This window comes from Enterovibrio coralii (genome assembly GCF_001559595.1).
Classification (GTDB): Bacteria; Pseudomonadota; Gammaproteobacteria; order Enterobacterales; family Vibrionaceae; genus Enterovibrio; species Enterovibrio coralii.
The window spans coordinates 192,888-218,596 of record NZ_LNTY01000034.1; the positions used below are offsets into that span (position 1 = coordinate 192,888).

The following is a 25,709-nucleotide window of genomic DNA, read 5'->3' on the forward strand; positions in this document are numbered from 1 at the left end:
GTGGAAAATCATGTTTATTCGACAAAGGAACCCTTTTTCGTCTATGCAGTGGAATGTCCATCAAATTGGTAAGTGAGAATAAGTGACGACCAGAGGAAAGGAATCTTTATTTCAGCAAGTGCTGTTTTCGTTGTTTGGCAAACTCTCTTAATGATGAGGTCTTTCCTTACTTAGAGTTTGAAGTGCTATCGTTGTCGCTTATCTTCAAAGATAGAGGCAATTGAATATAGGATAGTTTAGTGTTGTTGCCTGAGTGAGCAGTGACATAGACCACACGAAAACAAAAGTGATGTCGTCTCTAGACATCCGCGGACGCTTCCACAAACTCAAGCCCTACTAAGGCATTTTCAGTAAAAAACGCTACACGAATTAGACGAGTTTCAGAAAGAACCATGCGTGACTCAAAGGCGGATATTGTCACGGGCTGTACACTAATGTAAGGGAAATGATCTGGGTAGAGGACAATCCCACCCAGATAGAACTTGATAATACTACTAAGAGTGCGTGGCTATCAGGTAAGATTTGAACGACTGCACAGTCGAGTAGTAACAGACATTCATACAAACCACATTGATAACATTGAGTCCAAAGTTATTTCTTCCTATAAAAACAGCGATCTAAGGCATTAATACGTTCAAAAAACTTTGTTTCGAAGTCATTCTGTTTAAACCACTCTAATGGAAGTGCACTGTTATTAAATGTATCGTGGCGAGTCCATTCACAAGGGATAAAAAGATAGTCAGAATCTTTAATTGAAAGTGGGAATAAGCTTACTTCAGCTTTATCTTTTAAAAGTGCCATTCCAAGTTCATCAGTTACAACATTTTTGCCTAACTGCACCTTAGATTCAACATCACTTCTAATGTCATACCCGGTAGGCAAGCCCATAACCAAGTGCTCGAAAGATATAAAGCTTTTTTGTTGCTCCTCAATTGATGGTAACCTTTTTGAAGTGATTTCAGAGTTATATATATATAGTGATAATATAACTGATGGGAATATTAGTAAAAATTTTGCTTTGGTTTTATATTTAGACATCCATTCTGAATATCCAACCGCACCAGAAAAAACCAAAATGGGGAAGTAGTAACTATGATAATGCGTTAACCAACCTACTTTTTCCGCCCCGCCAACATTTCCAATAATATTTGGAGACATAATAATAAATGATAGAAAAGCAAGTTTTAGATTGCCTAAACAAGCCAACAACAAAGGCAGACTAACAAGTATAAGCGTGAGTAAGTTGTCCCTAAAAGCGTCTAGTGAAAATCTAGAGTATAAATCTGTGAAGCTGGAAGGAAGGAAACTATCATAGTACTGATTACTTAGCATATATGTTTTTACTAAAAATGAGTAAAATAACATAGCACCTCCAATAATCAGATAAGGTGATATTTCTTTTGCACTACAGCTTTTCTTTGTATTAGTAAAAGGGAGTAATAGCATTATCCCACCACCAATTAGTGCAGCTCTCTCATTTAGTAAAATCACAATGATTGCTACACTAATGGTTGCTAAAATATTAACTCTAAAGTAAACCAAGTAGCATAGTATGAATCCGAATAATACAAAAAGTCTGTCAGGATAAAACTGCCCCATCAATGATCCTATAAAGACAGGTGACATTGCGACGACAAGAGTAAACAAACAGGCTGCAAGCCAATTTCGGCTAACTTTTAAAACAGTATACAAAGCACAGCAAAGTAATCCGCTATATGCACTTATATGCATTACAGAAAGAATCAAAGAGCTATCAAAGAGAGATATTAGTGGTGCCACTAAAAATAATAGCCAATATGCATGAAAGCTTAAAATGTTCCTTTCACTACTTTCTGGCTGGCTAAGCTCTGTATTTATTATTTCATTGAAAGGTATTGCAAAGTATACATTGTCAATAAAATGCTGAGTTGAAGAAAATACATTAGAGATAGCTCCACGACCTGCATGTATATTCTCGACTACTTGTTCGAATATGGCAGAGTCTGCACTTCTATTTGTTTGTATTGAGTCCTTTCCAATTGAGAAAATTAGTGTTATTGAACTTAATAACAAAATGGAAAATAAAAATATAAGTTTGCTATTGTTCGTCATTTTATTATAACCTGTTATCGTCTATCAATTATTTAAGCTCATTTGATAACTTTCTTCCCATACGTCTACCTTCCCTGATTGCGTAATTGGTTCCTCTGTCTTCTGGGTAAATTTGAGCCATAGAACAAATGTGCATTCCGGATTCTGGTCCAGTTTCTTCAGGAATAAGTTTGCTGTATTTTTTTTCTACAACAGGCTGCGACCATCGAGCTCGCCATAAATGATGCTTCCTTATCCAAGAAATATCAAATTCTGGAAACATTTTCTTTAAATAAGGGACTGAGTACTCTAATAGTTCATCAGAAGTCATTGAATATAAGTGATCAGTATGAGGTAGATACTTAGAAAGGTAAACGATATGATTTCCACCATAGTTCTCTGGTTTTTTGAAGTTTGTATGTTCAATAATACCAACAAATGGAAAGTCAGGATCATTAACGTTTAGCCAGTAGGTATTAGATAGAGACTTTTCTAATTCTAAAACAAGACATACATTACCTATGTAATTTATACGGTTGAGTGTTTCTAAATACTTTTTATCAGCCCATTCTTCAATCATTTTAGAGATTATTGGCAGTGCGGTTGTAAATACAACATTTTCAGTTTTTATGATTTCATCGCCAATACAGACTTGCCATTCGTTATTATTCTTTATTACGGATGATACTGGAGAATTTAGCCGAACTTCGCCGCCTAATTGTTGAATTTTTTCGCAAAGTGAGTTGGCTAAAGAAACGAACCCACCTGTATAATAGGCAAGTCTCTCTTCTCCTCCTTTACCACGACTTCCACCTCTAAGTTTGAGCTTATTCCAAAACCATACCGCTGAAACATCCTCGGCATAAGGTCCGAACTTGCCTTTCAATAAAGGCTCCCAAACAACTTTATATACGCTTTCACCACCTAACTCTTTGAGCCACTCTTTCGCCGTTTTATCTTCCAGGTCCATCCAGTTTTGGATACGTCTAGCTCTCAATGCGAGTAGCCCTAATCGTATTCTATCTGAAAGTTTTAGTGGGGAAAATTTTAACAAGTCTAAGGGGGTTGACAATTTGAAAAAATTGTTTGAATAGTACATCCCTGTGTTTGTAGGATTAATTTCAATATTTTCATTTAGCCCGAGCTCATCAATTAAGTTCATGACATCTAGATCATTAGTAAACCAATGATGATAAAATCGGTCTAACTTTTCGCCTGATACATCAAAAGAAGCCGCAAGGCCTCCAATCTCACTTTCAGACTCTAAGACTAATACGTCAATATTGTCCTTAGCCAGTTCGTAAGCAATGGATAGACCAGTAAATCCGCCACCAACTATTGTAACTTTATTTTTTTTGATATTTTTCACTACGACAATTTCCTAATTTCTGATGTACTCATGATTGGTTTGAAAATAAAACATAGGGCACCGACTATAGTAGGTGGTATCCATATTACGAGATGAAGTACTAGGGCATATACGGTAGCACTTATTTTGCTGTTTCCACCCATTGTCATTGCTTCTGACGTGAAATAGTCAAAGGTGCCAATGTAGCCAGGTGTGCTTGGAATGACAGTTGCTAATGTTCCAATGGGTAATGCTAACCAAGCTGCGAATGTGTTTGTTAATGTTGGTATGGCTAGAGCAACTAACCAGAAAACCAGCCCTTCGCATACCCAAGCAGCAGCGGACCATAAAATAAGCTTTACGGTAGTAGAGCCAGTTGAAACATAATCTAGTGCCAGAAATATCTTATTGAAAATTTCTTCCACTTTATTTCCCACGTCAACAGAAATTGATTTTAATACTGAAGTAATCACTCTAAATACTGGCTTAAAAACCTTTGGGAAGTTCAAAATAGCCACAATGATAACTCCGATCAAAATTAATCCCCAGCCTCCGATTCCAATTAAAGCTGAGTATTCTCCGTCTAGATAAGGAAGTATTATTCCAAGAATAGTAATCACCATCAATAGGTCTAACATCCTTTCAACTAAAAGAGTAGTAATTGAAGTAGACACGCTAATTTTCAGGTGCTTATTAAAGGCAAATGCTCTTATAATATCACCCAGGCGAAATGGAAGAATGTTATTCGCAGCGACACTAATAAACAGAGGGCTAAAACAGGCTTTCCATGTCAAAGACGGATTGTCATTTTTTAACATTACTCTCCATCTTTCGACTCGACAGGCATAGCCGAAAAAAAACATAACAATAGCTAAAACTATGTATACGAGGTCAATTTGATAAAATAGATCCACTAATTCATTGGTATCTATATCTTTTAAAAACAAAAATCCAAAAAGAGCAGCTGTGGAAATGCCAATAAGTGATTTATGCAGGTTTTTCACACTTTTTCACCATTGACTTCAAACTTATGACTGCCTTTCTGTTTGTCTGGGGAAATCTCAATTATTTCACTCACAATGTATAGAGGTCTGTCTTTTGACTCATTATAAATTCTACCAATATACTCACCAAGGATACCGATACAAACAAGCTGAACGCCACCAATAAACAGTATAGCGATAATTAAGGCAGTCCAACCCTCGACCCATGTATTCGTGAATAACCTTAGCGATAGGGCATAAAAGATACCAGCTAATGCCAAAGTGGCTGAAGTCATGCCCAACCCTATGGATAATTGCAATGGTTTAGTAGAAAACGACAAAATACCATCAGTTGCAAAGCGCAGCATTTTCTTTAGCGGATATTTACTTTCGCCAGCGTATCTTTCTTCTCGATTATAGGGGAGTGCAATTTGCTTAAAACCAACCCAACTTACCATTCCTCTAATAAAACGATCTTTTTCGGGCATGGATTTAAGTGCTTCAACAACGTTTCTTCCCATTAACCGAAAATCACCAGTATCCATCGGGATTGGAACATCCGAAAGTTTGTTCAATAACTTGTAAAATGCTCTAGCGGTAGTCAACTTGAATATTGATTCTCCTCGACGCTCCGCTCGTTGACCATAGACGACGTCGAAGCCTTCTTGCCATTTTACTATCATTTCATGGATAACTTCGGGTGGGTCTTGTAAATCTGCGTCAATTAGTATTACCGCATCCCCCTTCGATACTTCAATGCCTGCGGTAACAGCAACCTGATGACCAAAATTCCGAGCAAAGCAAACAACTCGAACTCTGCTATCTGCTTCTGCAAAGCGCCTCAAATGCTGCTTCGTATTGTCACTGCTGCCATCATCTACGAATATTAACTCAACATCCATTGCTTTTAACGAGCGATAAAACTGTTGCAATCGGTCATATGTTACGTCTATTACTTCTTGTTCGTTGTAGCAAGGAACGACAATCGATAAAAGCGTCCTGGTGCCTTGGTTATGAACCATTTTTCTGTAGTTATCCTTTTTTACGACTGCTCTTTATTCAGTCACTTATTTATCTTCTCGTAGTGATTTGGCCAGATGACCTGCGGCATTGTCGAAACGCTTGGAGCGTACAGATCTCTAGTCAATCCCAAATCAATTAATTTCTGGTTTTAATGTCTTGCTTTGTCGGCTAAGTATCCGTTTGGTACTGTACATAGGACGGCCAAGAGTTGGAACAATACCTATGCTTAATGTTGCTGAATCTCTCATTATACTAAAATTAATTCTCTTTAAGTATCTTCTTGTGTGGGACAAACGTTTCAAGTCCGAATTCGAGCCGAACTTATTTTAGGCCAAGAACCACCGCTACCTCACTTAGCTGCGATTGAAAAGGTTATTTGTCAAAGCAGTGAACTCGGTTTGCACCCATTAGCCGCAAGGTACTGTTTAAATCCAGTAGGTCCGGTTTTATGTGATTGAGAGGCGAAGTGAAGCTGCCATTTATTTTCGGTGAGGTTAGCCAGAGTAGCCATTCTGCGAGCGTTGAAGTTACAATGTTAGTTGTCTCAAACTCTATTTCTAAGAAAGCCACAGCATTTAAAAAGCAGCTTCAATCAAATTTCTGAGCGATACTTATGGACTCACTCTCACAAATAGCCTTATGGCACTCTTTGTCTTTTAGCTGATATGATTAAAGGATTACTTTCTACAGTAGATTACTGATGTCAGAACAAATTTTACCCACAGCGCAATCACCGCTTTCTGAGTGGTTGAGCTATTTAGATATCCTCCACACCAGTGCAATCGACCTCGGCCTTGATCGTGTCTCGCACGTTGCTCAAAAAGGTCAACTGACAAAGCCTGCACCTAAAGTGATTACTGTTGCCGGGACTAACGGTAAAGGCTCTACCTGCGCCATGATTGAAGCCATCTTGCAAAAGGCCGGTTACAAGACAGGTGTATACAGCTCGCCTCATCTTATTCGTTACAACGAGCGCGTTCGCATTGATGGAAAAGAATTGGACGATGAACGCCACGCTGAAGCGTTCGCCGCTATCGAAGCGTTGCGTGGTGATACTAGTTTAAGCTTGTTCGAGTTTGGCACGCTAGCGGCACTGTGGCTGTTTATCGACAATGCTGTGGATGTTGTCATCCTCGAAGTTGGTTTGGGTGGCCGTTTGGATGCCACCAATGTGGTTGATCACGATGTGTCTGTTATCACCAGTTTGGCGATTGACCATGTTGACTGGCTGGGCGTGACATTGAAGTCATTGGTTTTGAGAAAGCGGGTATCTTCCGCGCGGGTAAACCTGCAGTTTGTGGCCAGCCAGAGCCACCTGCAAGCGTTGCGGCTCACGCTGATGATATTGGTGCAGACTTGCATCAAGTCGGGTACCAGTTTAATTACCAGCAAGATGGCGACGTATGGCATTGGCAATGCGGTGCATTCGATCTGCGCGATCTTCCTGTTCCAAGCTTGCCGCTTCCAAATGCCGCTACGGCTTTGATGGCACTGGGCGTATCTGAGCTAGGTGTCACCGATGAACACATCGTTGACGGGTTAGCGTCAGTTAAGCTGGCTGGTCGCATGGAAAGGCTGTCTGAATCTCCCCTAATTTTGCTTGATGTGGCGCACAATCCACATTCGGCTGGCTACCTTGCGCAAAAGATTTCGGAAATGAAATCGGCTTCGGGTGCGAAAGTGCACGGCGTTGTGGCCATGCTGCATGACAAAGACATCAAAGCAACGCTTGAGGAAATGAAAGCGGTGGTAGACCATTGGTACCCAGCCTCTTTGAAAGGTCCTCGCGCTGCGGATTGGAAAACACTGGCCGATTCTCTGCCCGACGGTATTCAAGGCTTTGAAACACCCAGTGACGCTTTTGAGGCGGCAAAAGCTGCCATTGCATGGGAAGGCGATATGATCATTGTCTTCGGTTCATTTCATACAGTAGGCGAAATCGCCGACCGTTTCTCTCAGTCGGAGTAATTGTGGCAACTCAATTTCAAAACCGTCTTGTCGGGACACTGATTCTGGTGTCTTTGGGCATTATTTTCATTCCAGACGTGTTTGATGGAAAAAAGGCGCATTATCAGGAAAACTTCGAAGCGATTCCGCTGCATGAAGAGTTCGATGAAAGTGTGCTGAATGCACCGGTGGAACTGCCAGAAGAGACCGAGTCTTTTATGCCACAAGACCCGGTAATGGTGACTGTCGATACGGATAATGCTGACGTTGCTCAGCCGCAAGCTGTTGACGATACACAGCCTCAGGAAGGCTACCAAGACTCCGCATGGATTATTCGCCTTGGTACGTTCCGCAACCTTGAAAACGCAAAGAACCTAGTAGCGACGCTACGTAGTAAGGGTTATCGTGCCCAACTCTTGCCCCGAGGTGTTAAAGAGGGTGAGCTCGCCCGAGTCGAAGTGGGTCCTGATGTCTCTAAAGACAAGCTTGCGTCAATGACTGCAGATTTGGAGTCTTTGACCGGATTAAAAGGTCAACTGCTTAGATTTAACCCACTAAACCCATAAGAAAACGTTTGCGTCGTCATTTTTTCTGTTAAAATGCGCGCGAATCGCTCAGATGATTAAAAGATGAATTGGATAGATTACGTCATTATTGGAGTGATCAGCTTCTCTGCTGTGATTAGCTTGGTCCGTGGATTTGTGAAGGAAGCACTGTCGCTGGTGATTTGGTTTGGCGCCTTTTTCGTTGCCAGCAATTTTTACCCTCAGCTTGCCGCTTACTTTACTAACATTCAGGACGAAATGATTCGAAATGGCGCGGCCATTGCCGTGTTGTTTATAGCGACTTTGATCGTTGGTGCTGTTGTGAATTATGTGATTGGACAATTAGTTCAGAAAACGGGCCTGTCAGGCACGGATCGCGTGCTTGGTATTGTGTTTGGGGGCATTCGTGGCGTGCTGATTGTTGCCGCCGTATTGTTCTTCCTCGACGCGTTTACAGGCTTTGCTAGCAGCGCCGAATGGAAACAATCACAATTAATCCCTAAATTTGGGGTAGTGATTGAGTGGTTTTTCTCGTATTTGGAGCAAAGCTCCAGCTTCTTACCCAAGGTGATTTAACGACGGTCAGGTGCTGTCGACGCAGCACCTGATACTATCGTTAGCTGTCCCTCGGGAACACTCTGGCTTTACAAGGAACAGCATACATGTGTGGGATTGTTGGGATTGTGGGTGAAACCCCGGTTAATCAGTCGATTTACGATGCGTTGACGGTACTTCAGCATCGAGGACAGGATGCCGCGGGGATCGTGACTATTGATAACAACCGTTTTCGCTTGAGAAAAGCAAACGGATTGGTAAAAGATGTTTTCCAACTAAAACACATGCAACGTCTGCAGGGAACCGTGGGTATTGGCCATGTGCGTTACCCAACAGCGGGCAGCTCCAGTGCTTCTGAAGCACAGCCTTTCTACGTTAACTCGCCATACGGCATTACTCTGGCGCACAACGGCAACCTGACCAACGCTAACCAATTGCGTGACTCTTTGTTTGCACACGACCGCCGCCACCTGAATACGACATCAGATTCAGAAATTCTGCTGAACGTACTGGCTCACCAGATTGACAAAGCCACGTCTCATCCATTGACGGAAGAAGATGTATTTAACGCGGTGCGTGCTGTGCACAGCCAAGTATCAGGTGCTTATGCGGTTGTGGCGATGATCATCGGCCATGGCCTTATTGCATTCCGCGACCCAGATGGCATTCGCCCAATTTGCATGGGTAAGCGCACGGTGAACGGACGCACAGAATACATGGTCGCTTCTGAGTCAGTGGCATTGGATGCGGTAGGTTTTGATTTTGTTCGCGACATTGCACCCGGGGAAGCGGTTTACATTACCTTTGAAGGTGAGCTCTTTACGCGTCAGTGTTCAGACACACCATCGCTGTCACCATGTATTTTTGAATTCGTATACTTCGCACGTCCAGATTCATTTATCGATAAGATCTCTGTGTACGGTGCTCGAATCAACATGGGCAAAAAGCTTGGTGCGAAAATTCGTCGCGAATGGGAAGACTTGGATATTGATGTAGTTATTCCAATCCCTGAAACTTCATGTGATATCGCACTAGAAATCGCACAAGTTCTGGAAAAACCGTATCGTCAAGGGTTTGTTAAAAACCGCTATGTTGGCCGCACCTTTATCATGCCTGGCCAGCAGCAACGCCGTAAATCTGTGCGTCGCAAGCTAAATGCCATCCGATCTGAGTTCAAAGACAAATCCGTTCTGCTGGTGGATGACTCTATCGTTCGCGGTACAACGTCTGAGCAAATCATTGAGATGGCGCGTGAAGCGGGCGCAAAACGCGTTTACATGGCGTCTGCAGCCCCAGAGATTCGCTTCCCGAACGTTTATGGTATTGATATGCCAAGCGCAAATGAATTGATTGCGCATGGTCGTGAAGTGGAAGAGATCAACAATATCATCGGTGCGGACGGTTTGATTTTCCAAGACCTGAGCGATTTGGAAGACGCAGTGCGTGAAGGCAACCCTGATATTCAGCAGTTTGAAAGCTCAGTATTCAGCGGTCACTATGTCACGAGCGATATCGACCAGACTTACCTTGATTACATTGCGAGCCTTCGCAACGATGAAACGAAAGCTGTGAGAGAACAGCAGCAAGAGCTGGCAAATCTCGAAATTTACAACGAAGAAAACTAGAAATAGAGCATGAAAAAAGCGCGGCAGAAGCCGCGCTTTTTGTTTGTCTGAAATACCGATTAATGCACAAACATCGGGCCGAAACCCACATTCCACATGATGACGGTGCTTGCGAGTATCGCGACCAGTAACACCAGTCCGCAGGTCACCACTGATGAGGCGTAAATAAACCCACGCTCTTCTGGGATGTGCATAATGATGGGTACGCCGGTATACAAGAGGTATACCGAGTAAGCTATGCCAGCCAGCCCGACTAACATCACAAACCACACCACTGGATACAAGGCTGCGAGTCCAACCATGAATATCGGGGTAGCGGTGTAAGCGGCAAGTTCTAACGCTTGGGTGTAAGTAGGCTCAGAGCCAAAGGTACGGCTCATCCAGAGGGTGAGATAGGCGAGTGCCATTACACCAGTGATAAGCGCAAAATACATGGCAAAGGCAATGATCGCGGCACTTTGCTCAGTTAAAAAGATGGGATCGCCTACGCCAATGCTCCAACCAATGTGTACGCTTGAGTAGTAGGCGCAAATTGGTGGGATGAGAGCCATAATGGCCGCATGCCCGAGGCTTTCAACCGTCCCTTCGTGACGATCGTAAATGTTCTTCCATTCTTCTTTTGGATGGGTGTAGAGGCCCCACAAATGTCCCAGAATCATAGTCGCTCCTTCAGGCAGCTTGTCATGTGTATCGCTCAACTATCTCTTACGTAAGAAGAGATAATTTGCGTTTACATACCTATAACAATTAGCCGTTGCGAGAGCGCTTATCAAGTTTTACAGACCAAAACTTAGTCTATTTTTTAATCACTTATCGAAACTGGGACACTTGAGATCTTAATCACGAATTCGATGTTCTCGACTGAAAGAATGACAGTGAAAACTCGATAAATGCACGCAATTTTTCAGGTTGGTGTGTCTTGTCGCGGTACATCAAATAAATGTCACGTGGGTTCGACGTCCAATCCTGAAGAACGTGTTCCAATTCACCGCTTTCCAAATCTTGCTGAACCAAGACATCAGGGATCAGAGCAACGCCCAATCCATCTTTGGCCGCAACGCGGATAACACGGAGCTCGGAGGCTTCAAAACGTCCTTGCTGGGAAATGCAAAGCTGTTGGCCTTTGTCGTCATTCAAGCGCCAGCGCATCAACGGCCAACCTTTAAGCAGGTCATGGTTTGGCAAATCTGCCGCATCACGAAGAGGTGGACGATTCTTCAAGTAACATGGGCTTGCGACCAGAATGTCACGGACAGAATGCAGCTTGCGTGCAATGAGTGACGAGTCACGTTGCGGACCAATACGAATGAAGGCATGGCGGTCTTCATTGTTTTGTTGGTCAACATCATTCGACAAAGACAGGTCTAGGCGGATGTCAGGGTACTTTTTCAGGAACGCCGAGAACATTGGCTGCAACAACTTCATCGCGATGTTTGATGGCGCACTGATGCGCAGAACACCAGAGGTACCTTTACAGCTTTCTGTCAGATCATCAGCTGTATCAATGAGTTGCTCTAAGAGTGGTTTACAGCGTTCGTAAAATGCTTGGCCTGCTTCAGTCACAGAGAGTTTTCGGGCATCGCGGTGCAACAGCCGAATTTGAATGTCTTCCTCAAGAGCCTGAATCCGGCGGGTGAGAGTAGCGACAGGTATCCCGGTTTTTTTAGAGGCTAGTGTGTAGCTGCCATGCTCAACGATAAGCCTGAACAGATTTAAATCATCTAGTTTCATAAAATTTCAGTTTCATGCGATGGCCTTCACTAATGGGCCAGTAATTATGTATTTCAAATTAACAAGGGCCTCTTTTCGTTGTCTCATATCAAGAAAGAGTGAAAGTCGTGTGGAGTACCCTCTACACAGTTTAGCTCAATCGATTTAAAAACTGACGTGATACAGATGGTTAGAGCCTTGCTATATGGAAAAGTGGTTCAGAGTACCACGAAAAGCGGCAAAGCCAACTATTCTATAGGCAGAGATAAAAGGCGTTGCGATGCCAAAACGTGTTGTAGAGTTCGCAATGTAGGCAGGAGTGTATGACAGTGTTAGCAGGAAAAGAAGTTCTCATTGTTGAAGATGATCCGGTGTTCATCCGCATCATCTCTGGATTCCTTAAGAAGGAAGGCTGCACCGTGCGTGAAGCTGAGAATGGACTCGACGGGTTAAAAGCACTGAGAGAAGGCATTCCGGACCTACTGATCAGCGATTTGTCGATGCCGGTCATGACAGGATTGGAGTTTGTCCAAGAAGTTAGTCTTGAATACCCCATGCTTCCGGTGATTGTTATCTCAGGGACAGGTGGCATGTCAGACGTGGCGCAAGCCTGCGCTTCGGCGTGAAAGATTTTCTTATCAAGCTATCGACGACATCATGGTAGTGCGTTCGGCGATTATCTCAGTACTTGAAGAGTCGGAAACAGAAACAAGCAACGACACTGACTTTTCGCAGCAATGGTTTAAGGTCTCCCAAGGGAGTGAGCAACCACTTACTGAAGAGCTTCGCTGGCACTTGGATGATTTGCTGGATAATCCCGGTAGTGCGAGAGACCTCCTAATGGGACTTATGCCGGAGCAAGACTCCCGACAAGGCGACTGGCGTTTATCTTACCACTCCCTGCAATCTGCAGACTCTAATCCTGTTGTCCTCGATTACATGTGGATGATGGATGGCAAGATGGCCTTCTACATGGTCGACAGTGCTTCGGCTGGCGAGAATGGCACGGCAACGACCCTGATGATACGCGCGTTTTTCAACGAGTATCTCCGCTCGCAAGATGCAGATGAGAGAGGGTTCATACACCTCGTCCACCAAATCGAGCATGCGATTAAAAAATCCACCTATGCCAGCCCAATCCGTGCAATGTTCGGCATACTCAATGCTGCGGACAACCAGCTCGATGTCCTTTCGATGGGCTTGAATGCAGTCGTGGATGGTGCAGGAAACGCCATCATCGTTAAAAACGACCATCTTCTCGGCAAAGATGCCGCCTCAACGCGCTTTCAGACCATCGACTTGTCTAGCGGCAGCATACGCGTATCCCTTAGTGAAATAGGGTTAACCAGTTTTAGCCTAGACATCCAGCGCTTGAGCGCATAGATACCTCCCCTACAAAACCAAGCCATCCTTTGCGGTGGCTTTTTCAGTTTTTGTAACAAAGCAAGCACTCATAAACAAAATATGATGGAGTGCAGACAAATTGTTCAGTTACCTGCACAGCCCTTGCTGCATGGTATCCAGCCTAATATACTCTTGAGTTGCTTCGCAAACCCGATGCAAGAATTGCCCTAGCTTTGAAATCGACGAGAAAGAAATGAATCCATGGTATCTGCTCTATTGTAAACGCAGCGAGCAACAACGCGCAGAGCAGCACCTAAAACGTCAAGGTGTCGATTGCTACTACCCTCAGGTGACAGTAGAGAAAATCAGACGTGGAAAGCGAACTTCTCTTAGTGAACCGCTATTTCCAAATTATATTTTTGCATCATTTGATCCAGAATCTGTCAGCTATACCACTATAAGGTCTACTAGGGGAATAGTGGATTTTGTCAGAATGGGGAGTATTCCCCAAACGGTTCCTTTCGCTCTGATTGTAGAGCTGATGGCTCACGAAGACAGTGACGCTCAAAGAGATGCTCTAAAGGGCGTTATTAATGCGGGTGATGCTGTTCACGTCATTAGCGGGCAATTTCAAGGGTGTGAAGCGATATACAAAGAACCCGATGGCGAAAAACGTTCAATTTTGTTGATCAATGTTATTACAAAGCAAATTGAAGTTTCGACTGAAAATAGAGAAATAGAAAAGGCGTAAATTGCCTGGAAATTTAAGCTAGATGCGCTTTTTGAGGGCGACACTCAAGGGCGGTAGCGTGTCTGAATTTGCTAAAGAATGTCGTTTTAAGAATTAAATTGGATATCTAGATGAAAATACTCGTCACAGGCGGAGCGGGTTTTATTGGCTCTGCCGTTGTTCGCCACATTATTGAAAATACGCAAGATAGCGTCGTTAACCTCGATAAACTGACTTATGCGGGTAACCTTGAGTCTTTATCGCTGATCTCTGATAGCGAACGGTATGCCTTTGAGCAAGTCGATATCTGCGACCGCGCAGAGCTAGATCGTGTGTTTGCAACACACCAGCCAGATGTTGTCATGCACCTTGCTGCAGAATCGCATGTAGACCGCTCGATTGATGGTCCTGCGGCATTTATCGAAACCAATATCATCGGTACTTACACACTGCTTGAGGCGTCGCGTCAGCATTGGAATACGCTGGACGGCGACAAAAAAGCCGCGTTCCGTTTCCATCATATCTCTACCGATGAAGTGTACGGTGACCTTGAAGGCACAACAGACTTGTTCACCGAAGAAACATCGTATGAGCCATCAAGCCCTTACTCTGCGTCAAAAGCGTCAAGTGACCACTTGGTTCGCGCGTGGCTCCGTACTTACGGTTTGCCAACCATTGTGACTAACTGCTCAAACAACTATGGTCCGTACCACTTCCCAGAAAAACTTATTCCATTGATGATTTTGAATGCACTGGATGGCAAAGCCCTGCCTGTCTATGGCGATGGCATGCAAATCCGTGATTGGCTGTTTGTGGAAGACCACGCACGCGCGCTTTATAAAGTGGCGACTGAAGGTGAAGTGGGCGAGACCTACAACATTGGTGGTCATAATGAAAAAGCTAATATCGACGTCGTGAAGACCATCTGTTCACTGCTAGAAGAACTGGTGCCGAATAAACCAGCGGGTGTGGCGCAGTATCAAGACCTCATTACTTACGTAAAAGACCGCCCAGGTCACGATGTGCGCTATGCCATCGATGCGTCAAAAATTGAGCGAGAGTTAGGCTGGAAACCGGAAGAGACCTTTGAGTCCGGGATACGCAAAACCGTGATGTGGTATCTCGATAACAAAGCGTGGTGGTCACGCGTGCTGGATGGCTCATACAGTCTAGAGCGTTTGGGCAACCACTAATCCTTCTTCCATCATCTAATCAATGTCATGCCCATTCGCGGCATGGCATCGCAATAGAGTAAGCATTTTCATGAAAGGCATCATTCTCGCAGGCGGCTCAGGCACGCGTCTTTACCCCATTACTCGCGGTGTGTCGAAGCAATTGCTTCCAATCTACGACAAACCGATGATTTACTACCCGTTGTCAACGCTGATGTTAGCGGGTATTCGCGACATTCTTATCATCACCACACCTGAAGACAACGAGAGTTTTAAGCGTTTACTGGGTGATGGCAGTGATTTTGGTATTCACCTCGATTATGCGGTACAGCCAAGTCCAGACGGCTTGGCACAAGCGTTTATTATTGGCGAAGAGTTCATTGGTGATGACAGCGTGTGTTTGGTGTTGGGAGACAACGTCTTCTACGGCCAGTCGTTCAGCAAGACATTGAGAAACGCCGCTTCGCGCGAGTCCGGTGCCACCGTATTTGGTTATCAAGTCAAAGACCCAGAGCGCTTTGGCGTGGTGGAATTTGATGACCAGATGCGCGCCGTCTCGATAGAGGAAAAGCCAGTGACACCAAAATCAAACTATGCGGTCACTGGTTTGTACTTCTACGACAACCGCGTCGTGAGCATGGCCAAAGACGTGAAACCGTCTGAACGCGGTGAACTCGAAATTACCACCTTAAATGAAATGTACCTAAACGATGGTTCACTCAATGTAGAACTGCTGGGGCGTGGTTTTGCCTGGCTCGACACAGGAACCCATGAAAGTTTGCATGAAGCGTCATCTTTCGTCCAAACGATAGAGCATGTTCAAGGGCTTAAAGTGGCGTGTTTGGAAGAAATTGCGTGGCGCAACGGCTGGTTGACCGCTGAGCAAGTTGAACAGATTGCCAAGCCGATGCTGAAAAACGAGTACGGCCAGTACCTGATGCACCTTATCAACGAAGAGAAAGCGAAATAATGAAGTTACTCATTACAGGCAGTCTGGGACAGGTTGGCCGTTGTTTGGTTGAGCAACTTAACGGAATGACGGATGTAGATTTCTTGGCGTTAGACCGTGAAGAACTGGATATCACCGATGAGGCTGCTGTATCGGCGGTGGTTACCTCATTTTCTCCGGATGTCATCATTAATGCGGCGGCGCATACCGCAGTCGATAAAGCGGAAGAAGAAATCGCACTTTCTTATGCGATAAACCTAGATGGCCCTGCGAACCTTGCCAACGCGGCAGATAAGGTTGGTGCGGCCATGCTGCACATTTCTACAGACTATGTGTTTGCGGGCAACAAAGACGGTGAATATGTAGAGAGTGACGAAACAGGTCCACAAGGCGTGTATGGCGAGAGTAAGCTCGCCGGAGAAATCGCCGTGGCTCAGGCATGTGAGCGTCATATCATCTTAAGAACCGCATGGGTATTTAGCGAGCTTGGCGGTAACTTTGTGAAATCCATGCTGCGTTTGGCCCAAAGCCGCGAATCCTTAGGCATTGTTGCTGACCAATTTGGTGGGCCAACCTATGCCGGTGACATTGCAAGCGCATTGCTTCACATCGCCGTGGCCATTACCAAAGAGAACCACACAGGTTTTGGTATTTACCACTACTCGGGCATGCCGCACGTGAGTTGGTATGACTTTGCCAACACCATTTTTGCAGAGGCGAAGCAACAGGGTGTGCTGACAACCGCAATGACCGTCAACCCGATTGCCACGGCAGACTATCCGACACCGGCAAAGCGTCCTGCAAACTCAAAACTGAACAACGACAAAATCCTTACTCAATTTGGCATTCATCCAAGTGATTGGCAGTTGGCTTTAAAGAATTTGAAAGACTACGCGAGTTAACCATGAACGTAATTGATACAGACATTCCAGACGTAAAAATCATTGAGCCAGCCGTGTTCGGCGATGAGCGCGGATTTTTTATGGAAACGTGGAATCAACAGAAGTTTGAAGAGTTGGTAACTGGTAAGCCAACTCGTTTTGTGCAGGACAACCATTCAAAGTCTAAAAAAGGGATTTTGCGTGGTTTACACTATCAAACGGAAAATACACAAGGAAAGCTGGTTCGCGTAGTTTCGGGTGAAGTTTTTGATGTGGCGGTAGACATTCGGAGAGACTCGTCCACGTTCGGTCAATGGGTGGGTGTGTATCTCTCAGCTGAGAACAAGCGTCAGTTATGGGTACCTGAAGGCTTTGCGCATGGTTTTTATGTGACGAGTGATGAAGCAGAGTTCGTGTATAAATGTACGGATTATTATAACCCAAGTGCTGAAGTTTCTATTAAGTGGAATGATGAGTTGCTTAATATAAACTGGCCGCTAGAAATGGAGCCATCACTATCGAATAAAGACAAAGATGGGCTCGAATGTTCTAAAGCACCAAAACTATAAGCTGAAAAGTCATGTATCTAATCAAATCACTCGTATCGATGAGAAAGATTTTAGTCTCATTGGTGGTCAATGAATTAAAACTAAAATACTTTGGCAATAGCCTTGGTATGATTTGGGCATTTATACAACCATTAGCAACAATATTAGTTCTATGGTTCGTGTTTCAGGTCGGATTCAAAGCAGTTCCTGTTGATAACGTGCCTTTTATATTGTGGTTGTCGTGCGGTATGATTCCTTGGTTTTTCATCTCCGATAGTCTCAATGGTGGCACAAATAGCATTATTTCAAATGCGTATCTTGTGAAAAAAATAGCTTTCAATGTCGAGACACTTCCATTTGTTTCAATATTATCCAATCTGGTAATTCATCTTTTCTTTGTAACTTTTATGATGATGATGTTTGTCATATATGGATATGAGCCAAATATCTATTGGTTACAACTTCCCTATTATATCTTTGCATCATCAGTTTTTGTTTTAGGACTAAGTATGATTACATCATCCTTAGTTATTTTTATACAAGATATAAGACACCTTGTTGCAGTGATAATCCAGTTTGGTTTTTGGTTAACTCCAATTTTTTGGAATATGAACCTTGTACCAGAGAGATTTGTTCCCATAATTTCATTGAATCCCCTGATTCATATTATTGATGGCTTTAGGGGAAGCATGATCTATGACCAATGGTTTTGGGAAAATCCAGGGGAGTTAGCCTATTTCTGGGGATTTACCATTATTTTGCTATTGGTAGGTAACGGTGTCTTTAATAAGCTTAGACCTATGTTTGCTGATGTCGTGTAAGGTTAACCTGTGAAAGAAATGATTGAAGATAAAGAGATTGTTATTTCTACTAGCGATCTTAGTAAGAAATACAAATTATACAATTCAGCTAAAGATAGGATTAAAGAAGCATTTAGTCTAAGTAATAAGAAATATCATCAAGAACACTTTGCGCTAAAAGATGTAAGCCTTGACCTCAGGAAGGGAGAAACAATAGGTCTTATTGGTAAAAATGGAGCAGGAAAATCTACTCTTCTAAAAGTTATTACAGGTATAGTAACTCCATCAAGCGGGGAAATTAAAGTAGTCGGTAGGATTGCCTCACTTCTAGAGTTAGGTGCAGGTTTCAATATGGAGTTAACGGGTATTGATAATATATACCTTAACGGTACTCTTATGGGCCTCACTAGAAAAGAAGTCGATGAAAAAATCAACGGAATTTTGGAGTTTGCTGATATAGGTGAGTTTATTCATCAACCTGTTAAGATGTATAGTTCGGGCATGTTTGCCAGACTTGCATTCTCTGTTGCTATTAATGTCGAACCAGATATTCTCATTATCGATGAAGCCTTAAGTGTTGGAGATCTTAGGTTTCAACTGAAATGTATGGACAAATTTAATGATATTAGGCGCGCAGGAAAGACAATTATATTTGTTAGCCATGATATCAATGCGATTAAAAGATTCTGTACCTATAGTGTTTGGATTTGTGATGGTGAGGTACGAGAAGTTGGTAATACAGATATCGTAACAGATGCATACCTAGACTACTTGAAATTGTCAGATAGAGATTCAGCCAAAATATCAAATGACGTAGAAGCAGTTAGAAGTGATATTGCACAAATAAAAAACACTTCAATTAGAGGCACTGGTGATAATGCTGAAAGAAGAGAGTTTAATTACCTAGAAGATGTCTACGTAACGGTAACATATGAGGTATACGATGACTCTGTAGATAGACCTGTCCTAGGTGTTGCTATAAACACATTAGATAATAAAAATATATGCGGTTTGAATACATTGCTGGATGGTATTGAAATACCTTGGGAGTTAGGTTTAAACAGCATTACTCTACATTATAAAGAGGTTAGCCTTATCGGTGGAACTTATTCAATTGATGCGGCGTTGTTTGAAGAAAATGCCTCAGTATCTTTTGATTACAAGCAGTGTATTGACAGTGTAGTTATAAGGACCCCTTATGTTGGTGAGGGCGTATACATAATTAAACACTCATGGCAAGAATAATGAAATACTCATTTGAATTTGATAAAGACAGTGATTCAGCTCCAGCGTGCATAGCCAGAAGAATAAAACAAAACAGTAGAGTTCTGGAGTTTGGTACGGCAGATGGTGTATTAACTGAATATTTAAAGAAAAATCTAGATTGTGAGATCTTTGGTGTGGAACTTAATGAGCAGTTTGCTAAGGCTGCTTCTAAGTTCACGGAAAAAATGTTTATTGGTGACATCGAAGAATATGGATGGTTGGGCTTTTTTGAAGGATTAAAATTCGACTATATTATTTTTGCCGATGTACTGGAGCATTTAAAAGAACCAGAATTGGCGATTAAGAAAGCGTCTGAGCTATTGAACATCGATGGTGCATTGATTATGTCAATACCCAATATAGCACATTCATCTATAATTCTTAGTTTATTAAACAACTCGTTTGATTATAGCGAAACAGGATTACTAGACAGAACGCATTTAAGATTTTTCACAAAAAAAACAATTGAGAAAATGATCGAAAACTGCGGGTTGCATATCGGTTATTGCTCTGGAATATATCTGCCACCTAATAAAACAGAATTTAAATATGGTTATAGTGATATTCCGAAAAGTGTTTCAGATTATATTCGCAAAGAGAAGTACAGAGAGGTCTATCAGTACGTATACGAAGTTCGCAAACAAGACCAGCCAGACAAATTAGAAGAGTTTCATCCTAAAGCATTTGTTACAATTAGTTTAGGTGATGAAGACGCGGCAAATTTTTCCACTGTTTATAATGGCCCTGTCAACATAGTAACCCCATTTAAATTTGATGTAACGATAGATTATAAATTTGAAACTAAAGCGATACACTTGGTAGTTAACAATGTTCCAAAATTAAGTGGTATTCAGTATGTTAAAATTAATGGGATTAATTACAGTGGATATAGTACTAATTTGAGTGAATTTAAGTCCATTATGGCTGTGAACGAGGCTGGGCTAACATTATATTTACCTTTTCATGAAAGCCTAATTGTAAAAGACATAAGTGTAGGGTTTTATGAAATGAATACAAATATAGATAACGTAAAAGATAAGCTTGAAGGCAACAAAAATGTCAAGAAATCACTTATCGAGATAATTTTAAACTCAATGAAAAGGTCCTAAGTTTCAAGATGAAAGCTAGAGTTAAAGCTATAATAAAGCCTTTATTTTTTAGGCTACCTGTTAAAGTTAGGGCTAGATTAATCGCGCTATACCTGAAGGCTTTTGGTAGTAAGTTTCAACAAAGAGAAGTCTCTATAACTGGAAATGTTTTGTTGCTATCTGCGCTAAATAGTACAGGAAAAAGTGTACTTCTTTTTCCTGTGATAGATTGGAACTTTAGAACACAAAGGCCACAACATTTAGCCAAAGAAATGTCTAAGTTGGGCTGTAGAGTGGTTTATTTTACCACTCAGTTTAGTTATTCAAAGGTACCGGGCTTCAAAATCGTAGAGAACCCTGAAGAAAACGTTATAGTTGTTAGTTTGAACCTAAATGTTTTAGGTCTGAATATATACAAAGATAAGCTGAGCTTCGATAATATTAGTTTTCTGTCACATAGTGTGGCAGCAGTTCGAGGGGCTTTAGGTTTAGGGCACACAATATCTGTAGTAAACTTGCCATTCTGGCGAGAGTTGGCTGAAGTACTCCCTGCTAACAATATTGTATATGATTGCATGGATCATCATGCTGGTTTTGAAAATAATGATGACAAAATGCTTGATGAAGAAATTAAACTATTTAAATCATCAGATTTAGTCATAACAACCGCAACGAGACTTTCAGAACACGTCTCTAAATATGTGCCAAATGTAATTGTTAGAAACGGCGCGGAAGTTGACTATTTTGCAAAAGCACTGAATACGAAAAGAGATACTCAGAAGAGACCAAAAATTGGTTACTATGGTGCTGTGGCTGAATGGTTTGATTTGGATCTAGTCATAGAAGCGGCTGACAAACTACCTGAATATGATTTTGAAATCATTGGTAATGTGACCATCGATGTTTCTTCTGCGGCAAGATTAAATAACATTAAGTTTCTGGGAGAGTGTCCTTACAATAAGTTAACCAATTATTTAACTGAATTTGATGTATGTATAATACCATTTAAGTTGATTGAATTAACACTTTGCACTAATCCCGTTAAAGTATATGAATATCTGGCAGCAGGAAAGCCAGTAGTAGCCACTGCAATGCCAGAGGTGGTTGCTATTAATGAAATGCTACATGTTGCAAGTGATAAAGACGAGTTTGTGAATAAAATCAAAGCAGCATACGGCGAGTCCGAAAACCAAGAGTTGGCATTTAAGCGATCCCGGTGGGCTGAAGGACATAGTTGGGCTAACCGAGGGATTCAACTGTTAGAGGAAATTGATAAGCTAGAGAATAAAAAGGTTAGTATAATAGTACTCACTTACAATAACCTAAAGCTGACTATTGATTGCCTAAATAGTATCGAGAAAAATACCGCTTATAATAATTACGAAGTTATCATCGTGGATAACCAGTCTACCGATGATACAAGAGAGTACTTGTCAGAGAATTACTCTAATAAGGAAAACTATACTGTCATTCTAAATGATGATAATTTTGGTTTTGCTGGGGGTAACAACATAGGACTGGAAGTCGCCACTGGTGACATACTAGTGATATTAAATAATGACACTGTTGTTTCACCTTTTTGGTTAGGTGCAATGGTTAATGCATTGAAAGAAAATCCAGATCTAGGAATGGTTGGTCCAGTTACTAATAATATCGGTAACGAATCTAAAATAAATATTAGTTATAGCAACTGGTCTGAAATGACAGAGGCTGCATTAAGTTATACGACAAAGAACATAACCAAAATCTACGATATAGAGTGTTTGGCATTTTTCTGTGTAGCTATACGTCGTGAAGTTTATGAAGAAATAGGTGGGTTATGTCTTGATTATGGACTAGGTTTCTTCGAAGACGATGACTATTGTATGCGTGTTAAAAAACTGGGATGGAAACTTGGCTGTGTAGAGTCATCATTTGTCCACCATCATTTGTCAGCAAGTTTCAATAAACTAGCTAACAATAGAAAACAACAATTGATGAATGAAAATAAAAAGAAATTTGAAGCAAAATGGGGAGAATGGAAACCTCATACCTACGTAAAGGGGTTAACTGAGGTGAAGTTGCTATATCTGTCACCAGTTCCTTGGGAAAGCATCGCACAAAGGCCGCACTTCTTTGTAAAAGAGGCTTTAAAGTGTGGTTTTGATTCAATCCTCTGGGTGGAGCCAACTCCGTCACGATTCCCTAACGTTTACGATTTTAGGCGGTTATACGGAAACAAAAGCACAAAGAGTTTCGACAAACCGAATAATGTGTCTGTTATCGGTGCTTCTTGGATACCTGTGGAGCCTTTTGGAAAAATTTTTGACATAGTAAACGCGAAGTCAATACGACAGATATCGAGGCAAGTCGAAGAGTTTTTAGATGGCGATGAATGCGTACTAGTGGTAGGAAAGCCTAGTCGATTAGCTGTTCAGCTGAATGGAGAATTTGTTTTCAGTCATACTGTTATGGATGTTATGGATGATTTTCCTGCTTTCTTTACTGGCATGTCATCAAACAGTATCAAAAATCTCAATTCTGCTTTGTTGAAAAATACTGACATGGCAATATTTTCGTCATCAACGTTAAAGGACAAGTACGCCTCAAACACTAAAAAGCACGCATTAATTCTAAACGCTTGCGACAGTGAATTCATATTTAAGTGTTCAAAATCGAAAAACGCAAGTATAACGAAATCTAAAACTTTCGGATATATAGGAAGTATAGCCGATTGGTTTGACTGGGATTTAGTTAAAGATCTAGCGATACAGAATAGTGGTGACAAGGTAGTTATTATAGGCCCGCTTCATGGCAAGAAAATACCGAAACTACCAAGTAATGTAGAGATAAGGAAGCCTATTTCTCATGATGAAGTTGCTGATATGTTGAAGACTTTTGATTATGGAATCATTCCATTTAAAAACAATAACTTAACTCACTTTGTTGATCCGGTGAAATACTATGAATATTTGGCCGCTGGGATTGAAGTAATAAGTTCAAGGTTCGGTCAAATGAGTGAAAGAATAGATAGGAATCAAGTCTTAAGCTTTGATAATTATATGCTTAAGGTGGATACCTCCAAAGAGGAAGTTGCCACCTGGAGTGATAGATTTACCCCAGTTCTAAAAGTTATGCTAGGAAAAGTATAAATGAAAAGCTTGATAGAAAAATTAAAGGAAAAGAACTTTGATTCGTCTACTATTGATAATGAAGAACGCTTATCAGAACATAGAAGAATTCTCGAAAATAAACCGTTAACTAAAGCAGTATTTAAAGAGTTTCATGATCAAATTGACTCTTTAGACAAAAAGTATCTCAGCGGTCAAGGTATTCGAGTTGAGCTTGGTGCAGGTGTTGCGGCAATGAAAAGCAGCTATCCTGATGTTCTTTCGTCAGATATCGTCCCTAGTGAAGAGCTAGACATGGTGATAGACGCAGGAGCTATGCCAATGACTGATTCAAGTGTTAGAACGGTTATTGGACAAAACTGTTTCCATCATTTTCCTGAGCCTCAGAAGTTTTTAGATGAGCTTGACCGAGTTTTGGAAGTTGGGGGAGGTGCGATACTTATTGAGCCTTATTATGGCCCGCTTTCTAAATTCCTCTATAAGCGACTTTTTGCTACAGAAGGTTTCGATATGGATTTTCCAAGTTGGAATACGCCGAGTTCTGGACCTATGAATGGAGCGAATCAGGCTCTGAGCTATATAGTGTTTAAGCGTGATTTTGAAAAGTTTTCACTTAACAATCAGAATTTAGAGATCGTACACCAACGAGTGTGTAACAATTACTTGTCCTATATTCTATCTGGCGGTCTGAACTTTAAGCAACTATGGCCAGCCCGTTTGAAGTGGTTCCTAGATGTCATGCAAGTAATTTTGACACCGGTTAATCATTTATTTGGTGTTCATCATGTTATTGTAATTAGAAAGAAAAAATGAAAACAATTTCTCTTTATATATTGTTTCAACTGGTTTCATACTCCTTAGAGTTCTCTTCTTTCTACTTGTTGGCATTTGTTTTTAGTGTCGATGTTATTTATTCTAATATACTATCGAAGGTTTTATCAGCAACAACAGCATTTTTCTGTCACAAGTACTTTACGTTTAAAGTCTCAGACAGTGGAAATACAGTGGGTGAGGCAGGCAGATATATAGTGGCAATCATTATTAACATGGTGGTGTCATCATCTTTACTGTATATACTGGTTGGTTCCCTGCCGGAATATGTTGGAATTTCAAAGTTATTTTCTGATGTTTTTGCAGTGATATTAAGCTTTATCATTGTCAAAAAGTTCGTATACAGGGCGTAGAGAAATGAACGTATTAATAACGGGTTCTAGCGGTTATCTTGGTAAGGAACTATCTAGCTTTCTTGAGAGTAACGGGTTTGGCGTTGTTAGATGCAGTAGACGCAAAAAAAAATCGTCAGAGTTGTTCTATTCGATTGAAGACTACAAAAGTTTTCAAGTACCTAAAGACATCGATGCAGTTATCCATCTGGCTGCATTAACGCAAGCGAAATGTACCGGTAAAATAAATGATATTGAAGTCGCTGCTGCAGTTGATTTATGCGAGAAATCAGTTGCGCAAGGTTGCAAATTTATATTCATTTCTAGTTTGTCGGCACAAGACTGCTCTCTAACTACTTACGGAAAAACAAAGTTTGAAATTGAGTGTAGATTAATAGATAAACCAAATGTATTTGTAGTAAGACCTGGGTTAATATATGGCGGAAAACCTTCAGGTTTGTATGGAAGTATAGTTAACTTGGCGAAAAAGTTACCAATCATTCCTGTTTTTAAGCCGGAACCAATCATACAGATAGCCATATATTGCATGTATGTGGTGGTATTAAAAAAATTTGCCAACATTCTGGAAATGAATTTAGTGATGTTAACCTAATATCTAAATCCATGGCGTTCTCCAGTTTTCTGGAATCTATATCGATAAAGTTGATTAAGAAAGAATTCCGCTTCATTCGAATTCCTTCACCAGTAACGAAATTGCTATCAAAAGTGTTAACAGTTACCAAGCTTAACCCTTTTGGTATTAACAATTACTTATCATTGAGTTTGGGATACAAGTTGTTTGAACCTACTCCGGGGTTCACTATTATCGATTGTAAGTGTGAGCATGTGTTT

General features: G+C 41.6%; 21 protein-coding genes and 2 pseudogenes. 17 read left to right on the forward strand and 6 right to left on the reverse strand.

The window, feature by feature from the left end; genetic code table 11:
- Positions 1-591: 591 nt before the first annotated feature.
- The 4 genes from ATN88_RS12220 to ATN88_RS12235 are packed head-to-tail and all read right to left on the reverse strand — an operon-like array spanning position 592 to position 5,423.
- On the reverse strand, positions 592-2,091 hold the full coding sequence (locus ATN88_RS12220) for a DUF2079 domain-containing protein (RefSeq protein WP_083539476.1): 1,500 nt from the start codon (positions 2,089-2,091) through the stop codon (positions 592-594).
- A 28-nt stretch (positions 2,092-2,119) separates the two neighbouring features.
- Positions 2,120-3,439 carry an NAD(P)/FAD-dependent oxidoreductase gene (locus tag ATN88_RS12225; protein WP_067416094.1) on the reverse strand — a complete coding sequence of 440 codons (1,320 nt, stop codon included), beginning with the start codon at positions 3,437-3,439 and terminating at the stop codon, positions 2,120-2,122.
- Entirely contained in the window at positions 3,439-4,422 is a 984-nt protein-coding gene (locus ATN88_RS12230; RefSeq protein WP_067416099.1) for a lysylphosphatidylglycerol synthase transmembrane domain-containing protein, read from the reverse strand. The genes ATN88_RS12225 and ATN88_RS12230 overlap by 1 nt, the downstream gene beginning before the upstream one ends.
- On the reverse strand, positions 4,419-5,423 hold the full coding sequence (locus tag ATN88_RS12235) for a glycosyltransferase family 2 protein (protein WP_067416104.1): 1,005 nt from the start codon (positions 5,421-5,423) through the stop codon (positions 4,419-4,421). Before ATN88_RS12235 ends, ATN88_RS12230 begins: the two co-directional genes overlap by 4 nt.
- Positions 5,424-6,124: 701 nt before the next feature.
- Between ATN88_RS12235 and folC the strand changes: the two are divergent.
- From folC to purF, 4 genes and pseudogenes are all read left to right on the forward strand, one after another.
- Positions 6,125-7,392 (forward strand): annotated as a pseudogene (gene folC, locus ATN88_RS12240) (bifunctional tetrahydrofolate synthase/dihydrofolate synthase).
- Between the two features lie 2 nt (positions 7,393-7,394).
- Entirely contained in the window at positions 7,395-7,937 is a 543-nt protein-coding gene (locus tag ATN88_RS12245; RefSeq protein ID WP_067416109.1) for an SPOR domain-containing protein, read from the forward strand.
- 63 nt (positions 7,938-8,000) lie between these two features.
- Positions 8,001-8,492 (forward strand): colicin V production protein, encoded by a 492-nt coding sequence (gene cvpA / locus ATN88_RS12250; RefSeq protein ID WP_067416112.1) that lies wholly within the window; start codon positions 8,001-8,003, stop codon positions 8,490-8,492.
- 86 nt (positions 8,493-8,578) lie between these two features.
- Positions 8,579-10,096, forward strand: a complete 1,518-nt coding sequence (gene purF, locus ATN88_RS12255; RefSeq protein WP_067416115.1) for an amidophosphoribosyltransferase — start codon at positions 8,579-8,581, stop codon at positions 10,094-10,096.
- Between the two features lie 59 nt (positions 10,097-10,155).
- On the opposite strand, the gene ATN88_RS12260 is transcribed toward purF, so the two are convergent.
- Together ATN88_RS12260 and ATN88_RS12265 are read right to left on the reverse strand one after the other, a co-directional pair.
- Complete coding sequence (locus tag ATN88_RS12260) at positions 10,156-10,755, reverse strand: Yip1 family protein (protein WP_067416118.1); 600 nt, start codon at positions 10,753-10,755, stop codon at positions 10,156-10,158.
- Positions 10,756-10,936: 181 nt separating this feature from the next.
- A complete protein-coding gene (locus ATN88_RS12265) occupies positions 10,937-11,827 on the reverse strand; it encodes a LysR family transcriptional regulator (RefSeq protein ID WP_067416121.1) in 891 nt (296 codons plus the stop codon).
- Between the two features lie 308 nt (positions 11,828-12,135).
- On the opposite strand from ATN88_RS12265, the pseudogene ATN88_RS12270 reads away from it, so the two are divergent.
- The 13 genes and pseudogenes from ATN88_RS12270 to ATN88_RS12330 all read left to right on the forward strand — a co-directional run bounded on the left by ATN88_RS12270 (position 12,136) and on the right by ATN88_RS12330 (position 25,470).
- A pseudogene (locus ATN88_RS12270) lies at positions 12,136-13,189 on the forward strand (response regulator).
- A gap of 214 nt (positions 13,190-13,403) precedes the next feature.
- A complete protein-coding gene (gene rfaH, locus ATN88_RS12275; protein ID WP_067416124.1) occupies positions 13,404-13,901 on the forward strand; it encodes a transcription/translation regulatory transformer protein RfaH in 498 nt (165 codons plus the stop codon).
- Positions 13,902-14,011: 110 nt separating this feature from the next.
- Positions 14,012-15,073: a dTDP-glucose 4,6-dehydratase gene (gene rfbB, locus ATN88_RS12280; RefSeq protein ID WP_067416126.1), complete on the forward strand. Its 1,062-nt coding sequence runs from the start codon at positions 14,012-14,014 to the stop codon at positions 15,071-15,073.
- 70 nt (positions 15,074-15,143) lie between these two features.
- Positions 15,144-16,022: a glucose-1-phosphate thymidylyltransferase RfbA gene (gene rfbA / locus ATN88_RS12285; RefSeq protein ID WP_067416129.1), complete on the forward strand. Its 879-nt coding sequence runs from the start codon at positions 15,144-15,146 to the stop codon at positions 16,020-16,022.
- Positions 16,022-16,903, forward strand: coding sequence for a dTDP-4-dehydrorhamnose reductase (gene rfbD / locus ATN88_RS12290; protein WP_083539477.1), 882 nt, complete (start codon positions 16,022-16,024; stop codon positions 16,901-16,903). Before rfbA ends, rfbD begins: the two co-directional genes overlap by 1 nt.
- 2 nt (positions 16,904-16,905) lie before the next feature.
- Entirely contained in the window at positions 16,906-17,451 is a 546-nt protein-coding gene (gene rfbC, locus ATN88_RS12295; protein WP_067416136.1) for a dTDP-4-dehydrorhamnose 3,5-epimerase, read from the forward strand.
- A gap of 11 nt (positions 17,452-17,462) precedes the next feature.
- Entirely contained in the window at positions 17,463-18,251 is a 789-nt protein-coding gene (locus tag ATN88_RS12300; protein WP_067416140.1) for an ABC transporter permease, read from the forward strand.
- Between the two features lie 18 nt (positions 18,252-18,269).
- Positions 18,270-19,475, forward strand: a complete 1,206-nt coding sequence (locus tag ATN88_RS12305) for an ABC transporter ATP-binding protein (protein WP_067416144.1) — start codon at positions 18,270-18,272, stop codon at positions 19,473-19,475.
- On the forward strand, positions 19,475-20,605 hold the full coding sequence (locus ATN88_RS12310) for a class I SAM-dependent methyltransferase (RefSeq protein ID WP_067416147.1): 1,131 nt from the start codon (positions 19,475-19,477) through the stop codon (positions 20,603-20,605). The genes ATN88_RS12305 and ATN88_RS12310 overlap by 1 nt, the downstream gene beginning before the upstream one ends.
- 8 nt (positions 20,606-20,613) lie before the next feature.
- Positions 20,614-23,715 (forward strand): glycosyltransferase, encoded by a 3,102-nt coding sequence (locus ATN88_RS25540; protein WP_083539479.1) that lies wholly within the window; start codon positions 20,614-20,616, stop codon positions 23,713-23,715.
- Positions 23,716-24,507, forward strand: a complete 792-nt coding sequence (locus ATN88_RS12320) for a class I SAM-dependent methyltransferase (RefSeq protein WP_067416150.1) — start codon at positions 23,716-23,718, stop codon at positions 24,505-24,507. It begins immediately after the preceding gene.
- On the forward strand, positions 24,504-24,878 hold the full coding sequence (locus ATN88_RS28920) for a GtrA family protein (RefSeq protein ID WP_067416154.1): 375 nt from the start codon (positions 24,504-24,506) through the stop codon (positions 24,876-24,878). Before ATN88_RS12320 ends, ATN88_RS28920 begins: the two co-directional genes overlap by 4 nt.
- 4 nt (positions 24,879-24,882) lie before the next feature.
- Positions 24,883-25,470: an NAD-dependent epimerase/dehydratase family protein gene (locus tag ATN88_RS12330; RefSeq protein ID WP_067416157.1), complete on the forward strand. Its 588-nt coding sequence runs from the start codon at positions 24,883-24,885 to the stop codon at positions 25,468-25,470.
- Positions 25,471-25,709: the final 239 nt, after the last annotated feature.

Bases quoted from the DNA above. Each gene is read 5' to 3' on its own strand.
- ATN88_RS12320 (WP_067416150.1), top strand. From the start codon at position 23,716: ATGAAAAGCTTGATAGAAAAATTAAAGGAAAAGAACTTTGATTCGTCT.
- ATN88_RS12265 (WP_067416121.1), bottom strand. From the start codon at position 11,827: ATGAAACTAGATGATTTAAATCTGTTCAGGCTTATCGTTGAGCATGGC.
- ATN88_RS12330 (WP_067416157.1), top strand. From the start codon at position 24,883: ATGAACGTATTAATAACGGGTTCTAGCGGTTATCTTGGTAAGGAACTA.
- rfbD (WP_083539477.1), top strand. From the start codon at position 16,022: ATGAAGTTACTCATTACAGGCAGTCTGGGACAGGTTGGCCGTTGTTTG.
- ATN88_RS25540 (WP_083539479.1), top strand. From the start codon at position 20,614: ATGAAAGCTAGAGTTAAAGCTATAATAAAGCCTTTATTTTTTAGGCTA.
- ATN88_RS12305 (WP_067416144.1), top strand. From the start codon at position 18,270: ATGATTGAAGATAAAGAGATTGTTATTTCTACTAGCGATCTTAGTAAG.
- ATN88_RS12300 (WP_067416140.1), top strand. From the start codon at position 17,463: ATGTATCTAATCAAATCACTCGTATCGATGAGAAAGATTTTAGTCTCA.
- cvpA (WP_067416112.1), top strand. From the start codon at position 8,001: ATGAATTGGATAGATTACGTCATTATTGGAGTGATCAGCTTCTCTGCT.
- ATN88_RS12260 (WP_067416118.1), bottom strand. From the start codon at position 10,755: ATGATTCTGGGACATTTGTGGGGCCTCTACACCCATCCAAAAGAAGAA.
- rfbC (WP_067416136.1), top strand. From the start codon at position 16,906: ATGAACGTAATTGATACAGACATTCCAGACGTAAAAATCATTGAGCCA.
- rfbA (WP_067416129.1), top strand. From the start codon at position 15,144: ATGAAAGGCATCATTCTCGCAGGCGGCTCAGGCACGCGTCTTTACCCC.
- rfaH (WP_067416124.1), top strand. From the start codon at position 13,404: ATGAATCCATGGTATCTGCTCTATTGTAAACGCAGCGAGCAACAACGC.
- ATN88_RS28920 (WP_067416154.1), top strand. From the start codon at position 24,504: ATGAAAACAATTTCTCTTTATATATTGTTTCAACTGGTTTCATACTCC.
- ATN88_RS12235 (WP_067416104.1), bottom strand. From the start codon at position 5,423: ATGGTTCATAACCAAGGCACCAGGACGCTTTTATCGATTGTCGTTCCT.
- ATN88_RS12220 (WP_083539476.1), bottom strand. From the start codon at position 2,091: ATGACGAACAATAGCAAACTTATATTTTTATTTTCCATTTTGTTATTA.
- purF (WP_067416115.1), top strand. From the start codon at position 8,579: ATGTGTGGGATTGTTGGGATTGTGGGTGAAACCCCGGTTAATCAGTCG.
- rfbB (WP_067416126.1), top strand. From the start codon at position 14,012: ATGAAAATACTCGTCACAGGCGGAGCGGGTTTTATTGGCTCTGCCGTT.
- ATN88_RS12310 (WP_067416147.1), top strand. From the start codon at position 19,475: ATGAAATACTCATTTGAATTTGATAAAGACAGTGATTCAGCTCCAGCG.